The organism is uncultured Shimia sp., from assembly GCF_947493595.1.
Classification (GTDB): domain Bacteria; phylum Pseudomonadota; class Alphaproteobacteria; order Rhodobacterales; family Rhodobacteraceae; genus Shimia.
This window is the reverse complement of sequence record NZ_CANLRL010000002.1, coordinates 295,794-309,949: the sequence shown is the minus strand read 5'-3', so window position 1 is coordinate 309,949 and position 14,156 is coordinate 295,794. Positions and strand designations below refer to the sequence as shown.

Here is a 14,156-nt window from a genome sequence, read left to right as displayed (position 1 = left end):
CGTCTCTGGTATCACACGTTCGTCTAAGTCAGTTTCCGTTGAACCGCAGGCGGCTCGGAAGCGGTGGAAAATTGCGGCTTTGCGCAAGCGCATCGATAAATCCAGCATCAAAAGGTTGGTTCAAATCCGCCCCATCGTAAGGCAGCAGGCGTTGGTCAGCCCGAGGATAGCCTCCCTCATCCAGCGGCTGAATGGAAGCACTGGTTGCATAAGCTTTATCGGTGAGATTTTTGGTGATGCGACGCGCCTCGGCATCGTTTGACACAACCTGCGGACGGAGCAACACCAGCAAAACACGCTGGTTCTTGGTTGAGTTTTTGCCGCGAAACAACCCGCCGACCACTGGAAGGCTAGAAATGCCGGGCACACGTTGATTGACCGCTCCAGAACCATCCTCAAGCAAACCGCCGAGCATAATCACGTTGCCATCGCGCACCAGAGCAGTGGTTGAGAGCGCGCGACGGGCGGTTATTTCCCCGCCAGACGTCGACGTGGAATTTGTCAGATTGGACACTTCCTGCTTGATCACCATGCGTACGGTGCGGTCCGCGTTGATTTGAGGTGTGACGTTCAGCGTCAAACCGACATCCTGGCGCTCGATGGTTTGGAAGGGGTTTTCCGGATTGGCGCCGTCCCCTGTCGACGTGTAGCTGCCCGTCACAAATGGCACGTTTTGAGCCACAACAATCTCTGCTTCTTGATTGTTGAGCGTTAAAATTGATGGGGTTGATAACAGGCGTGTGGAGTTGACTGAAGCAATGGCCGTGATCAAACCCGCAATGCCGTTTCCAGTGCTCGAATTGTAGGTACTGCCGCCCAGCACACCCGCAGGTCCCAAATCTGGCGCATTGCCATTTGACACTGCAGACACAAGGTTGATCAGGCTTGTGCGTCCCGGGAGGGCAAATTGGACTCCTCCCACCAGCGCATCATTGAGAACGGCGGCAAATTGAACGGAGAGATCCGAAAACCCGTCCACGGTCATCTCAAAAATTACGGCTTCAACAAGAACTTGTGTTGGACGTTGATCCAGATACTTCACGATCCGCACAATCTCGGACATACGGTCTTGCGGCGCAAAGACCAACAATGTGTTGGTCTGAGGTTCTGGCACAATCCGGACGTTTGCCTGTGCAGCATCCCCACTTGCATTGACGGTCCGCAAAACAACATCGGCAATTGCAGCAGCATCGGCGTAGTTCAGAGAGATTGTCCGACTGGTTACACTTTCTCGTTGCGTATCCAGTCGACTGGCCAAAAGCCGTACCCGCTGGCGCATTTCATCGGGACCGGACACCAGAAGCGCGTTGGACCGACGGTCAATGCTGACCGATGCACCATTGGGCACAATCCCCATGGACTGCACCACTTGCATAACATCTCCTGCTTGGGCGTTTTGCAGCTGAATCATCTCGATTGGATCCGTTTGCCGGGGCTGATCCAAACGTTTGATCAAGCGGGTGATACGAGCATGGTTTGCGCCACGGTCCGACAGAATTAGCAAACTGGCGCCTGGCACTGGTGTGATCACTGCTTCTGACGGCAGAAGGGGCCGCACCACCTCAATGACCTCTTGCAACGGCGCGTGGCGCACAGGAATGACCCGTGTTTCATAGCCAGAGGAAACACCGGATGCATCGCCAGACGACAACTCTCTGGCTGTGTTCATTTGAACAATGCGATCGGCGCCAGCGCCTTCGATGACTGTCAGCCGATTAAGTTCCAAAACAGACAGAAAGACCTCATAGAGCTCATCTGCGGTGAGTTGATTGGGCGCCAGGACAGTCACATTGCCCCGCACGGCCGGATCCACAACAAAACTGCGGCCAGTGTTTTCCGAAACGATCTCGACAAAACTGCGCAGATCCGCGTCGCGCAGATCAAGTGACACCTGCGCATTGGCGGCGCCAACCCCAATAGCAAAACACGCAAAAACACTGACAACCGCACCGACCATCGCCGATGCCACAGCCCGACGCGGGCTTAGGCGTGCAAATAGTTTCATGACCTGCTCTCTTGTCACGGGCTGTCACCTGATCCGTTGATCGAACCTAAGCCGCCTTGCCTCTTTGAGGCTTTATAGCGGATGTGGCCACGGATTGCACTCTTTTCCACACAGTTTTCCACAGGCTGTAAGCCGAGTTGTCCTTTAGTGTGACAACATCGCTACGCGTGAATGCTGGCCACCCGGAAATTGTCCTGCATCAGGTAGGTTGTGAACTAACTGATTTCCGCTCAATTTAGGCTGAGCATTGTATTTTCCACAGGCCCCAGGCCGCCACGTGGTGCATCACGCCAACCTCGCCAGACCGAATAGCTGTTTCAATTTGAGCTGGTGTAAGCGCTTCATATGCAAAATCTTCTAAGTCACCTGGGTTGGGCTCTGTGACACGACGGCAATGCGGCGCAACAAAGTAATGCCCGTGGCACACACGTTGATTACCGTGATCCACAAACGAGCCCAAATGCACCAACGTATCGGCTTGCAACCCGGTTTCTTCCAAGAGCTCACGCCGCGCGGCGGCTTCAGGATCCTCTCCTGAATCCACATGCCCAGCCGGAAAACCAAGAACTTCGCGGGCCGGGCCATGTTTGTACTGACGGATCATTTCGACACGCCCATCGTTCAAAAAGGGAATGACAACTGCAAAATCCATCAAACGGATCTGATAGAAGTCATCCACCACATGACCCGGTCTGATCTCCACTTGTTCCTGCTGCACTTCCAAAAAGGGCGGCCGATTGAGTAGACTTTTTGTCGATAGTGTTTTCCAAGTCATGTGAGGATGCCTTTCTGGAAACAAGGTTTCTAAACCATGCAGGCGGTTATTCGTCCACCGATGAAAATCCAACGCGGCCTATGCTGGCATATGCTTGAAATCCAGCCCGCTTGGCATCCCGCACTGAATAGATGTTGCGTAAGTCTGCAAGGCACGGGGTTGTCATTTTGCGAGCAATCTTTTTCAAATTCAAAGCCCGGAACTCATTCCACTCAGTCATGATCACCAAGACATCAGCGTTTTGCGCCGCTTTGTAAGCATCGTCCACCCAGATCACGCCAGGCAAGAGTGCTTCGCCTTCATGGCGCCCTTGCGGATCTGTGACGCACACCTTGGCGCCGCCACCAACCATTGCCGGGATTAGTGTCAAACTTGGCGCATCCCGCATGTCATCTGTGTTTGGCTTAAAGGTCACACCCAATACACCAATGGTTTTACCATTGAAACTGCCACCACACAAATCAAGCACCTTATCGATCATGCGGCGCTTCGTTTCCTCATTCACTTGAATGACAGTTTCTGTGATCTGCATTGGAACCGCGTTGTCCTGACCAATGCGGGCCAAAGCTTTGGTATCCTTAGGGAAGCAGGAGCCACCGTAGCCAGGGCCTGCATGCAGAAACTTGTTCCCGATGCGCCCGTCCATGCCCATGCCTTTAGAAACTTGCTTCACATCCGCACCAACCCGCTCACACAAAGCGGCAATTTCATTGATAAAGGTGATCTTGGTGGCCAAGAAGGCATTGGCGGCGTATTTGATCACCTCCGCGCTTTCCAAATCTGTCGAAACAATTGGAAAATCCCGCAAGTAGAGGGGGCGGTAAATGTCATTCATCACTTCGCCTGCGCGGTCATTATGCACACCAATCACCACTCGGTCTGGCTTCATAAAATCCTCTATGGCGGCGCCTTCTCGCAGGAACTCCGGATTGCTAGCCACATCAAAGTCAAGCTCCGGATTGGCTTTGCGCACCGTTTTCTTGACCTGTCGATTGGTGCCAACGGGCACCGTGGATTTGGTGACAATCACTACATAATCCTGGGCGGTACGGGCAATTTCTTCAGCTGCCGCCATCACATATGTTAAATCTGCATGGCCGTCCCCTCGACGGGTTGGTGTCCCAACGGCGATAAAGACCGCTTGGGCGCCATCCATGGCCTTAGTTAGATCAAGTGTGAAGCTAAGCCGCCCAGCTTCAACGTTTTTTTCCATCAGTGTCTGCAAGCCCGGCTCGTAAATCGGGACTTCGCCGCGCACAAGCTTTTCGATTTTGACGGGGTCCTTATCAACGCAGACAACTTCATGTCCAAAGTCGGAGAAACAGACACCGGAAACCAATCCAACATACCCCGTGCCGATCATCACAATTTTCATTTGTGCCACCCTTTTTTCCCTGCCCGTGGTGGTCCGTTAATGGGCGCGACAGCAAAGCCTGTCAACGAAGCAACACCTGCTCAATTTCCTCAGAAAGGCAGTCCTGTGGATCAATGTCACCAACTGCCGGATGCACCGCCTCCAGACGAACTTCCGCCACTGGACGACCCGCCAGAGGACGACGAACTTGACGATATGCGTGGGATAATTTTGCGCAGGCTCCAGGTGTCCTGACAATGCAGGCAGCTGTAGTCGACACGTTTCAACCCCGTTGAATGGCGCGTTGCGCTTTCTAGGATGGTGCTGTCTGACTCGACTGTCTTGTATCCACACGAGCGGCAGGCGCTATAACGCGAAAACCAGCCTTTATAGGCCTCAATGGTCATGTGGTCACAGCGCATGCATTTCCACACATCATAATCGACGCTTTTGAGCCTCTCTTCAGTGATTTGTCCCGGTTGCAGATGCTGATCATCCCACTCTTCCAACATGCGCTCCATTTTGGAACTGTCGTTGGGACAGATCCGTGGGCGGTGTCGAAGCCAACGGCGGAGAAAGACCCCGCCAGCACCAAGGATTGCAGTGAAAACTCCATATAGCCACCCAGGAATCCTCTCAAAAATACTGGGTTGAACAGGCACGGTTTCCGCAGCAAGCTCGGCAGCTTCCCGTGCCCGGCGATTGCGACCGGTAACCTCGTCAATTACGTCTGAAACCCCCGCGCTGATGCCCTCGGGCATGTCTCTTTCACGAAACCGGGGTAAGATTGTCCTGTCGATGATTAGCTGCATAGGTGTATTGAGTTCGAGGCCATAGCCTGCCCCTACTTCGATGCGAATGACACGATCTGAGACCGCAACCAGCATCAATACGCCGTCGTTTCTAGACGCGTCCCCTACACCCCATGTGTTGAATAATGCCGTAGCGTAGGGTTCAATTTTGCCGTCGTGTCCATAATCTTGCAGACTATTGATGGTAAGGACCGTAAATTCAATGTCGTTGTTGCGATGGACTTCCACCAATTTGGCTCTGATTTCTGCCTCCTGATTAAGCGTCAGGACATCCGCAAAATCGTTCAAAAACCGATCCGCCCGCTCTGGGTAAGTCACTGCCCAGGCGGGTGTCACCGCTATGGAAATCGCAAAAAATACTTTTAGAAAAATGTGCAAAAGAAAAGCTCCCGAAAACTTCGGGAGCTTTGTAGCAAGCATTTTGTCGTCTGTTTAGCCCGGGTTCGAGCTCACGCCCACTTGTGCGGGCCGCAGAAGGCGGTCATGCAACATGAAGCCCTGGGCCGAGACTTGAATGATCTCACCAGATTTGGTGCCTGGGACCGGTGCTTCGAACATGGCTTCATGTACATTTGGATCAAACTTGTCGCCCACCTCAGGCGAAACAACTTCGATGCCGTGTTTGGAGAAGGTTTTCAGCAGCTCACGCATAGTCAGCTCGATGCCTTCGATCAACGCAGCGGAAGCTTCTTTCTGCTCATCGGTGATGGTTTCAACCGCACGTTTCATGTTGTCAAACACGGGCAGCATATCACGCGCCAGTTTAGAGCCGCCGTATTGCTCCGCCTCACGACGGGCTTTGTCGCCACGTTTGCGGGCGTTTTCGGCATCTGCCAACGCACGCATCCAGCGGTCTTTCAGCTCGTCACGTTCGGCGCGCAGCTCATCAATTTCGATGGCCTCGTCATCCAGCTCATCCAAGCTTTGAGCAAATTCTTCGGCCTCGGCATCTGCGATGTCGTCCAGAAACTCGTTTTCTTTCGGCTCAGCCATTTGTCACCTCTAACCGCGGTCGGTGATCAACTTCCCGACCAGCTGTGCCGTGTAATCCACAATCGGCACGATGCGTCCATAGTTCAGGCGCTTGGGTCCAATAACCCCGACAGCACCCACGATCTTACGATCAGCGTTCATATAGGGAGACACCACCAAAGAGGAACCCGAAAGTGAAAAAAGTTTGTTCTCAGAGCCAATAAAAATGCGCACACCGTCGCCCTGCTCCGCCAATTCAAGAAAATCAGCAATGTCTCGTTTACGTTCGAGGTCATCAAACAACGTACGGATGCGCTCGAGATCCTGTTCTTCCTCATCTGTGCCCAGCAGATTCGACCGACCGCGCACAATCAAACGCTCTTGCTGTCCACCCTCATCAGCCCAAAGCGCGAGCCCGTTTTCAACCATGTCAGCCGCCAGGCTGTCGATCTCCTGACGGCGTTTTTTGATCTCTTCCTGAACGGCAGTGCCCAACTCGCTCAAGGTGCGCCCTTCGGCAACCGCATTGAGGAAATTTGCCGCTTCTCGCATTGAGCTGGGTGTTTGGCCAACTGGAGGTGTGAACAGACGGTTTTCCACATGACCATCTGCAAAAACCAGCACCACCAAGGCACGTTCGGCACCAAGGCTGACAAACTCGATATGCTTGATTGGGGCTTCATGTTTTGGGGCCAGTACAAGCGATGCGCCCTGTGTGACTCCCGACAGCGCAGTAGACACGCGATCCAGCATATTGCCCACATCGGCACCTGTGTCGCCAAGCGTCGCGTCAATTTTTTGACGATCCCCTTGGTCAAGATCACCAACTTCCAACAAACCATCCACAAACATGCGCAGGCCTTGCTGTGTTGGAATACGTCCGGCGGAGACGTGCGGGCTATCCAAGAGACCAAGATACTCCAGATCCTGCATCACATTACGGATGGTTGCCGCACTTACCTTTTCAGACAGAGAGCGTGTTAGGGTGCGCGATCCGACCGGATCACCGGTCTCCAAATACCCCTCAACCACGCGGCGGAACACCTCGCGGCTGCGGTCATTCATTTCTTCGAGAATTTTGCTGCTGTCTGTCATTCGCCCGTGCCTTTGTCTCCTTAATAAAATAGCCTCACAGGCAAAGGTCAATCGGGGTTGCGCACAACCTTATCCCGCGGTTATCCCCAGCCCAAACCTAACAAAGGATATTTGCCATGCGCCCTTCCGGCCGTCAGCTTAACGAAATGCGTGAAGTCTCGATTGAAACCAATGTGACCAAACACGCCGAAGGCTCCTGTTTGATCAAAATGGGCGACACCCACGTTTTGTGCACCGCATCTTTGGAAGCGCGCGTGCCACCGTTTATCAAGGGCTCTGGCCTGGGTTGGGTGACCGCAGAATACGGCATGCTGCCGCGTTCCACCTCTTCGCGCATGCGTCGCGAGGCGACTGCGGGCAAGCAAGGTGGTCGCACCGTGGAAATTCAACGCTTGATTGGCCGTTCTCTGCGTGCCGGCGTTGATCGTGTGGCTTTGGGAGAGCGCCAGATCACTGTGGACTGTGACGTGATCCAGGCTGACGGCGGCACACGCTGTGCATCGATCACCGGTGGCTGGGTTGCGCTGCGTTTGGCGGTGAACACGCTAATGAAAGCCGGGGACGTAACAACTGATCCGCTGATTTCTCCTGTGGCTGCTGTGTCTTGCGGCATTTACGCCGGTCAGCCTGTACTCGATCTGGATTACCCGGAAGACAGCGAAGCGGGTGTGGATGGTAACTTCATCATGTTGGCCAATGGTCAGATGATCGAAACACAGATGTCTGCTGAAGGCTCCACCTATTCCCGTGCGCAGATGAATGAACTGCTGGATCTGGCGGAAAAAGGCGTGGCGGAGTTGGTTAAAGCACAACTGGCAGCCTCCGCATGACCCGTAAATTTGAAGGCGACCGCTTATTGGTCGCCACTCACAACGCGGGCAAACTGGCCGAGATCACCGAGATCTTGGCCCCACACGGAGTGTCCGTGGTGGGGGCTGGCGATATGGATCTGCCGGAGCCGGACGAAACCGAAGACACATTTGTCGGCAACGCCCGTATCAAAGCACATGCGGCGGCCAAGGCAACTGGGCTCCCTGCCCTGTCCGATGACAGCGGTATCACCATTGACGCGCTGGACGGCGCGCCAGGTGTTTACACCGCGGATTGGGCGGAGACCGACAATGGCCGCGACTTCATGCGGGCCATGACCCGCGCCAATGACGAAATTACCGCCAAAGGCCCGGGTGCACCGCGTTCTGCGCAGTTCCGCTGCACGCTGGTTTTGGCGTGGCCTGACGGACACGACGAGGTGTTTGAAGGTGTCATGCCTGGAGAGTTGGTTTGGCCGATCCGAGGTAAAGGTGGGTTTGGCTATGACCCTATGTTCATGCCAGACAGCTATGACGTGACCTGCGCCGAGATGCCAAAAGAAGAAAAGAACCAAATCAGCCACCGTGGCCGCGCGCTGCAAGCTTTTGTGGCGGGCTGTTTTGGCTGAGGATTGGCAAAACGGGGGCTTTGGCCTGTATATTCATTGGCCGTTTTGTCAGGCCAAATGCCCCTATTGCGATTTCAACAGTCATGTAAGCCGTGAAATTGATCAACTCCGCTGGCTTAGAGCCTATTTGAGCGAGTTGGATCGGGTCGCTGCAGAAACCTCCGGTCGGGTTTTGAACACCATTTTCTTCGGCGGCGGCACGCCAAGTTTGATGGATCCAGAAGTGGTTGCGGCCATCTTGGAACATGTACGCAAGCTTTGGCCCACATCCAATGACATGGAAATCACGCTGGAAGCGAACCCCGGATCGGTAGAAGCTGGCCGATTTGTCGCCTATCGCGACGGGGGCGTGAACCGGATATCAATGGGCATCCAGGCGCTCAATGACCGAGACCTGCAACGATTGGGGCGAATTCACTCGGTTTCTGAGGCCAAGCAGGCATTTGAAATTGCGCGAAAAACCTTTGATCGCGTGAGTTTTGATCTGATTTACGCGCGCCAAGACCAAACGCTGAATGATTGGCAATCCGAACTGCGCGAAGCGCTTTCCATGGCGATTGACCATCTGTCTCTCTACCAACTGACGGTTGAGCAAGGCACTGCCTTTGGCGACCGATACAATCGTGGCAAACTGCGTGGCCTGCCGGAAGACGATCTCGCGGCAGACATGTATGAAGTCACGCAGGACATCTGCGCCGAAGTCGGGATGCTGCCTTACGAAGTGTCAAATTACGCCGCAATAGGCTCTGAATCACGCCACAACCAAATCTATTGGCGCTATGGGGATTATGCCGGGATTGGCCCTGGAGCCCATGCTCGGTTGACCCTCAACGGCCAGCGGCACGCCATCGAAAACTGGCGAAACCCAACCAAATGGTTGGAAGCGGCGGAGGCCGGCAATGGAGAAAACCTGCGAGAAGCCGTTTCGCAAGAAGGGCAAGCAACTGAATTGTTGCTGATGGGACTAAGATTGAGCGAAGGGGTTGATCTGTCCCGTTATGAAGCGTTGGCGGGAAAACCGCTTGAAGGGACACGTGTCGACACCCTGCAAGACATCGGCATGATTGAAATCAAAAAATCAAGATTGCGCGTCTTGCCGCAAGGGCGGATGGTACTTAACTCGGTTTTGTCAGAACTATTGGTGGACTAAATGCGCGTACTTTGGCTGATCTGTGGACTGACCTGTGTAGCGCTGGCCCTGATTGGCGTTGTCCTCCCCCTCCTTCCAACCGTGCCGTTTCTGCTTCTCGCCGCTTTCTGCTTTGCCCGCTCTTCTGAACGGCTGCACAGCTGGCTTTTATCTCACAAAACCTTTGGCCCCATGATTGAAGACTGGAACAGCAACGGCGCAATTCGACCATCAGCCAAAAAGGCAGCTACGCTGTCCATTGTTGGGGTTTTTGGAATTTCGCTGCTGGTTGGCGTCAAAACCACCGTGATTGTCATTCAAATGGTGGTTTTGAGCGCGGTACTTTTTTTCATCTGGACGCGGCCTAATTCGTAGACGACAAAACTCGGCACAATTCATCCAACTCATCAAGGGTTTGATAAGTAATAGTAATTTTTCCGTTTTCTCCGCCGGAAACGTGATCTACGGAAACTTTCATGCCCAAATTGGCCGAAAGATCGCCTTCTAGCGCGACTGTGTCGGCGTCCTTATGGGTCTTTGGTCGAGATTTTTTATTTTGTTCGACGAGAGAGCCTGTTTTTTTCGCCAGTTTTTCCGTCTGCCGTACCGACAAACCGTCCTTCACCACTTTACGAGCCAACTCAGATGCGTTGTCTGTGGTCACCAGGGCGCGAGCATGACCGGCCGACAGGTGACCTTCACGCAACATAACCTGCACATCATCCGGCAGATTGAGCAGACGCATCAAGTTGGCAATGTGGCTCCGGCTTTTACCAAGCGCCTCAGATACCTTTTCCTGCGTATGGCCAAACTTCTGCATCAGCTGGCGGTAGCCCATTGCCTCTTCGACTGGGTTCAGATCGGCCCGTTGGATGTTTTCGATGATCGCAATTTCGAGCACCTCGGTATCATCATACTCGCGTACAATAACCGGCAGCTCGTGCAGTTGTGCCATTTGGGACGCCCGCCAGCGGCGTTCACCGGCGACAATTTCATAGCGATCGCCAGGCTTCTTGCGCACGATAAGAGGTTGAATCACCCCTTTCTCACGAATGGAGTTTGCAAGATCGTCGAGTTGTTCCGGCGTAAAATCACGCCGTGGCTGATCCGGGTTGGGCTCAATACGCTCAATCGGCACAACAAGATCCGCGCGACGCGGCGCCGCGCCTGCGTCTGGTCGAGATGTATCTTCCGTCACATCCGCCATGAGAGCGCTGAGACCGCGGCCAAGACCACGCTGTTTTTTCTTGTCTGCCATTATGGGCCTCCTTTAAGCGGCGATCTTGAAATTTTTGGCGAGCAGTTCTTTGGCCAATGCGCGATAGGCTTCCGCGCCTTTGGAGGTCGTGTCGTAATCCAGGACAGCCTGTGCAAAAGACGGTGCCTCAGACACCCGGACATTGCGCGGAATTTTGGTTTCAAACACCAGATCACCAAGGTTATCCCGCGCGTCTTGCTCCACCTGTTGCGACAGGTTGTTGCGGGCATCAAACATTGTGAGGACAATACCTTCGATCCGCAGCCCCGCATTTGCAGTTTGGCGCACCTCACGCACAGTCAACATGAGCTGAGACAGGCCTTCCAACGCGAAAAACTCACTTTGCAGCGGAATAAGCACAGAATGCGCTGCAATCATCGCATTTACTGTCAACAGGTTCAGCGATGGCGGGCAGTCAATGAGGATGTAATCCAAGTCATATTTGTCCATTGCCGTCTGGCGCAGGGCGTCATGCAGCAAAAAGCTGCGTTTTTCATTGGACATCAGCTCGATGTCGGCCGAGCTGAGATCTACGGTTGCTGGGACAATCGACATGTTTGACGAATCTGTGGCTTGGATCACATCCTCCAACTCCACATCCCCCGTCAGAAGATCGTATGTGGTGTGGGTGCGGTCCTCAACATCGACACCAAGGCCGGTGGAAGCATTGCCTTGGGGGTCTAGGTCCACCAAAAGCACTTTATGCCCTTCTTCAGCCAGCGCTGCTGCGAGGTTAATTGTCGTTGTGGTTTTGCCCACGCCGCCTTTTTGGTTGGCCACTGCAATGATTTTGGGCCCTTCAGGGCGTGTGGGATCCGACACGATTGAGCTCTCCGATCTTCAGAATGACCGCTTCTGGGTCCGTGATACTTTTTACCACTTCGTAATCAAATGACCACGATTTCTGTGCGGATTGCAGCTCTTTTTGCCAACGGGCTCCTTTTGGAAACACGGCGGTGCCGGTGGTCTGCAAATGACGTTCCGCAAATTCACACAGCAGTGTGAGATCGGCCAAAGCCCGTGCTGACAACACATCCGCTTCCTGCGGCACGGCACGCTCAATGCGTTCGGTCACAACAGACGCTTTCACGCCGGTTTCGCGCAGAACAGTGCGCAAAAACGCGCATTTACGCTGGTCACTCTCGATCAACGTGACCTTTTTCGGAGCTTCCGGCTCTGCGGCCATCAGCGCCACAACCAAGCCTGGGAAGCCGCCGCCACTGCCGATATCCACCCAATGGCCGACATTTTGGGGCGCACAACGTAAAACTTGAATCGAATCCAGGATATGCCGCGACCAGAGGTCGTTGAGCGTGGACTTGGACACCAGGTTGATACGCGGGTTCCATTTCACCAGCAGATCCGCGAGCATTTCAAGGCGAGTCAATGTTTCACGTGAAACGTTCAACTTGGATTCGATATGGTCAGGGCAAGACATTACGCAGACTTCGCCTTTTTTGCCTGGCGCAACTTGGCAAGGAGCAACGTTAAAGCTGCGGGAGTCATCCCATCAATTCGGCCCGCTTGCCCCAAGTTGGACGGACGCACGGCGTTCAACTTTGTTTTTAATTCTGTGCTGAGCCCTTCAATCACATCAAAGTCAAAATCCGACGGAATGATCTGTGTCTCATCCCGGCGCATGGCTTCTACGTCGCGCTTTTGCCGCTCGATGTAATTTGCATACAGCGCATCTCGACCCAGTTGCTCTCGAATTTCCGGTTCAACACCCGCAAACCGATCATCCAACGGGATCAGATCGCTAAATCCGACCTCCGGGAACGCCAGAACTTGAAACGCCGATCTACGATTGCCATCCTGATTCACCGCGATCCCAGCAGCATTGATTTCTTTGGGTGTGAATCCCTTTTCATTCAACAGAGATTTTCCGGCAGTTAGCTTTTCCGATTTTGTCCCAAACGCCGCTTTTCGCGCTTCTCCAATCAATCCAAGATCCAGTCCAATTGGGGTCAGCCGTTGGTCGGCGTTGTCAGCCCGCAAAGACAAACGGAACTCTGCGCGGGAGGTGAACATCCGATAAGGTTCCGTCACACCACGGGTGATCAGATCATCCACCATGACGCCAATATAGCTGTCAGAACGGCTGAAGTGATGTGGATCTTTGCCTTTCGCGGACAACGCTGCGTTTAAGCCCGCAACCAGACCTTGCGCTGCCGCCTCTTCATATCCAGTTGTGCCGTTAATCTGACCGGCCAAATAGAGACCCGGTACGTTTTTTACACCTAACTCTGCATTCAAAGCGCGTGGGTCAACGTAGTCATATTCAATTGCGTAACCAGGCTGCAATATCTCAATATCTTCCAACCCATAAATGGAACGCACATATGCTTCCTGGACATCGACGGGCAGCGAGGTCGAAATCCCGTTGGGATAGACCGTGTCGTCATCCAGTCCTTCGGGTTCCAAAAACACTTGATGTGAGTCTTTGTCAGCAAACCGCACAATCTTGTCTTCAATGGACGGACAATAGCGGGGCCCAACCCCATCGATATGCCCACCATACATCGCTGACCGCGCCAGGTTATCGCGAATGATGTCATGGGTTTTGGCATTTGTATGTGTGATACCGCAGGCAACCTGACGTGCAGATGGTCTCTTATTCAAGAAGGAGAACATCACAGGCTCGTCATCACCGGGTTGGTTGTCCAGCAGATCCCATTTTATGGTTTTGCCATTTAAGCGTGGCGGAGTGCCGGTTTTTAGGCGGCCCAAAGGCAACTCGAAACTATCAATACGTTCTGCAAGCTTTACCGAGGCGTTGTCCCCCATGCGGCCACCGGAATGCGAGACATCGCCAATATGGATGACACCGCGTAGGAATGTCCCAGTGGTCAGAACAACGGCATGCGCGGCGATCTCAGACCCGTCAGCCAAAATGATGCCGCGGACTGCCTGCCCTTCCATGCGAAAATCAATGGCTTCGCCCTCAATCACCGTCAGGTTCTGCGTCCCTTCTATTTCTGCCAGCATCTCGGTGCGGTAGATCTTTCGATCAGATTGCGCACGGGGACCTTGGACTGCTGGACCTTTGCGACGATTGAGCAAGCGGAACTGAATCCCAGCCTTGTCCGCAATACGGCCCATCACGCCATCTAAGGCATCCACTTCGCGCACGAGGTGGCCTTTTCCCAAGCCGCCAATGGCCGGGTTGCAGGACATAACGCCAATGCCGGATTTCTTAAGGGTCACAAGCGCGGTCGACGCGCCCATACGTGCCGAAGCCGCCGCAGCGTCTGTGCCAGCGTGCCCGCCCCCAACAACAATGACGTCAAAATGTTTCACGTGAAACACTCCTCAAAT

The 14,156-nt window shown here is 53.8% G+C and carries 14 protein-coding genes; 4 read left to right on the top strand and 10 right to left on the bottom strand.

Features of this window, described 5'->3' with window-relative positions; translation table 11 throughout:
- Positions 1–28: 28 nt before the first annotated feature.
- The 6 genes from Q0955_RS07080 to hrcA form a co-directional block, all read right to left on the bottom strand.
- Positions 29–2,005, bottom strand: a complete 1,977-nt coding sequence (locus tag Q0955_RS07080; protein ID WP_299421809.1) for a secretin N-terminal domain-containing protein — start codon at positions 2,003–2,005, stop codon at positions 29–31.
- A 235-nt stretch (positions 2,006–2,240) separates the two neighbouring features.
- On the bottom strand, positions 2,241–2,852 hold the full coding sequence (locus Q0955_RS07075; protein ID WP_299421807.1) for an NUDIX hydrolase: 612 nt from the start codon (positions 2,850–2,852) through the stop codon (positions 2,241–2,243).
- Entirely contained in the window at positions 2,827–4,155 is a 1,329-nt protein-coding gene (locus tag Q0955_RS07070; protein WP_299421805.1) for a UDP-glucose/GDP-mannose dehydrogenase family protein, read from the bottom strand. Before Q0955_RS07070 ends, Q0955_RS07075 begins: the two co-directional genes overlap by 26 nt.
- Before the next feature lie 116 nt (positions 4,156–4,271).
- Positions 4,272–5,366: a YgcG family protein gene (locus Q0955_RS07065; RefSeq protein WP_299421802.1), complete on the bottom strand. Its 1,095-nt coding sequence runs from the start codon at positions 5,364–5,366 to the stop codon at positions 4,272–4,274.
- A gap of 12 nt (positions 5,367–5,378) precedes the next feature.
- Positions 5,379–5,939, bottom strand: coding sequence for a nucleotide exchange factor GrpE (locus Q0955_RS07060; protein ID WP_299421799.1), 561 nt, complete (start codon positions 5,937–5,939; stop codon positions 5,379–5,381).
- A gap of 9 nt (positions 5,940–5,948) precedes the next feature.
- Positions 5,949–7,013 carry a heat-inducible transcriptional repressor HrcA gene (hrcA, locus tag Q0955_RS07055; protein ID WP_299421795.1) on the bottom strand — a complete coding sequence of 355 codons (1,065 nt, stop codon included), beginning with the start codon at positions 7,011–7,013 and terminating at the stop codon, positions 5,949–5,951.
- A 116-nt stretch (positions 7,014–7,129) separates the two neighbouring features.
- Here hrcA and rph point away from each other — a divergent pair, with 116 nt between their 5' ends.
- From rph to Q0955_RS07035, 4 genes are read left to right on the top strand one after another with little or no spacing between them, the layout of a single operon-like run.
- Positions 7,130–7,843 (top strand): ribonuclease PH, encoded by a 714-nt coding sequence (rph, locus tag Q0955_RS07050; protein WP_299421792.1) that lies wholly within the window; start codon positions 7,130–7,132, stop codon positions 7,841–7,843.
- Positions 7,840–8,451 (top strand): RdgB/HAM1 family non-canonical purine NTP pyrophosphatase, encoded by a 612-nt coding sequence (rdgB, locus tag Q0955_RS07045; protein ID WP_299421789.1) that lies wholly within the window; start codon positions 7,840–7,842, stop codon positions 8,449–8,451. Before rph ends, rdgB begins: the two co-directional genes overlap by 4 nt.
- Positions 8,444–9,601 carry a radical SAM family heme chaperone HemW gene (hemW, locus tag Q0955_RS07040; protein ID WP_299423206.1) on the top strand — a complete coding sequence of 386 codons (1,158 nt, stop codon included), beginning with the start codon at positions 8,444–8,446 and terminating at the stop codon, positions 9,599–9,601. Before rdgB ends, hemW begins: the two co-directional genes overlap by 8 nt.
- A complete protein-coding gene (locus Q0955_RS07035; RefSeq protein WP_299421786.1) occupies positions 9,602–9,955 on the top strand; it encodes a YbaN family protein in 354 nt (117 codons plus the stop codon).
- Here the strand turns inward: Q0955_RS07035 and Q0955_RS07030 are convergent.
- The 4 genes from Q0955_RS07030 to mnmG form a co-directional block, all read right to left on the bottom strand.
- Positions 9,945–10,838, bottom strand: coding sequence for a ParB/RepB/Spo0J family partition protein (locus Q0955_RS07030; protein WP_299421785.1), 894 nt, complete (start codon positions 10,836–10,838; stop codon positions 9,945–9,947). The genes Q0955_RS07035 and Q0955_RS07030 overlap by 11 nt on opposite strands.
- 12 nt (positions 10,839–10,850) lie before the next feature.
- Positions 10,851–11,660 carry a ParA family protein gene (locus Q0955_RS07025; RefSeq protein ID WP_299421782.1) on the bottom strand — a complete coding sequence of 270 codons (810 nt, stop codon included), beginning with the start codon at positions 11,658–11,660 and terminating at the stop codon, positions 10,851–10,853.
- A complete protein-coding gene (gene rsmG / locus Q0955_RS07020; RefSeq protein ID WP_299421780.1) occupies positions 11,638–12,210 on the bottom strand; it encodes a 16S rRNA (guanine(527)-N(7))-methyltransferase RsmG in 573 nt (190 codons plus the stop codon). Before rsmG ends, Q0955_RS07025 begins: the two co-directional genes overlap by 23 nt.
- A 65-nt stretch (positions 12,211–12,275) precedes the next feature.
- Entirely contained in the window at positions 12,276–14,138 is a 1,863-nt protein-coding gene (gene mnmG, locus Q0955_RS07015; protein WP_299421778.1) for a tRNA uridine-5-carboxymethylaminomethyl(34) synthesis enzyme MnmG, read from the bottom strand.
- Between the last annotated feature and the right edge of the window lie 18 nt (positions 14,139–14,156).

What these genes read in the sequence shown, in the direction of transcription:
- Q0955_RS07080 (WP_299421809.1), bottom strand. Translation starts at nt 2,005, where the DNA reads ATGAAACTATTTGCACGCCTAAGCCCGCGTCGGGCTGTGGCATCGGCG.
- Q0955_RS07070 (WP_299421805.1), bottom strand. Translation starts at nt 4,155, where the DNA reads ATGAAAATTGTGATGATCGGCACGGGGTATGTTGGATTGGTTTCCGGT.
- Q0955_RS07065 (WP_299421802.1), bottom strand. Translation starts at nt 5,366, where the DNA reads ATGCTTGCTACAAAGCTCCCGAAGTTTTCGGGAGCTTTTCTTTTGCAC.
- Q0955_RS07060 (WP_299421799.1), bottom strand. Translation starts at nt 5,939, where the DNA reads ATGGCTGAGCCGAAAGAAAACGAGTTTCTGGACGACATCGCAGATGCC.
- hrcA (WP_299421795.1), bottom strand. Translation starts at nt 7,013, where the DNA reads ATGACAGACAGCAGCAAAATTCTCGAAGAAATGAATGACCGCAGCCGC.
- rph (WP_299421792.1), top strand. Translation starts at nt 7,130, where the DNA reads ATGCGCCCTTCCGGCCGTCAGCTTAACGAAATGCGTGAAGTCTCGATT.
- rdgB (WP_299421789.1), top strand. Translation starts at nt 7,840, where the DNA reads ATGACCCGTAAATTTGAAGGCGACCGCTTATTGGTCGCCACTCACAAC.
- Q0955_RS07035 (WP_299421786.1), top strand. Translation starts at nt 9,602, where the DNA reads ATGCGCGTACTTTGGCTGATCTGTGGACTGACCTGTGTAGCGCTGGCC.
- Q0955_RS07030 (WP_299421785.1), bottom strand. Translation starts at nt 10,838, where the DNA reads ATGGCAGACAAGAAAAAACAGCGTGGTCTTGGCCGCGGTCTCAGCGCT.
- rsmG (WP_299421780.1), bottom strand. Translation starts at nt 12,210, where the DNA reads ATGCTCGCGGATCTGCTGGTGAAATGGAACCCGCGTATCAACCTGGTG.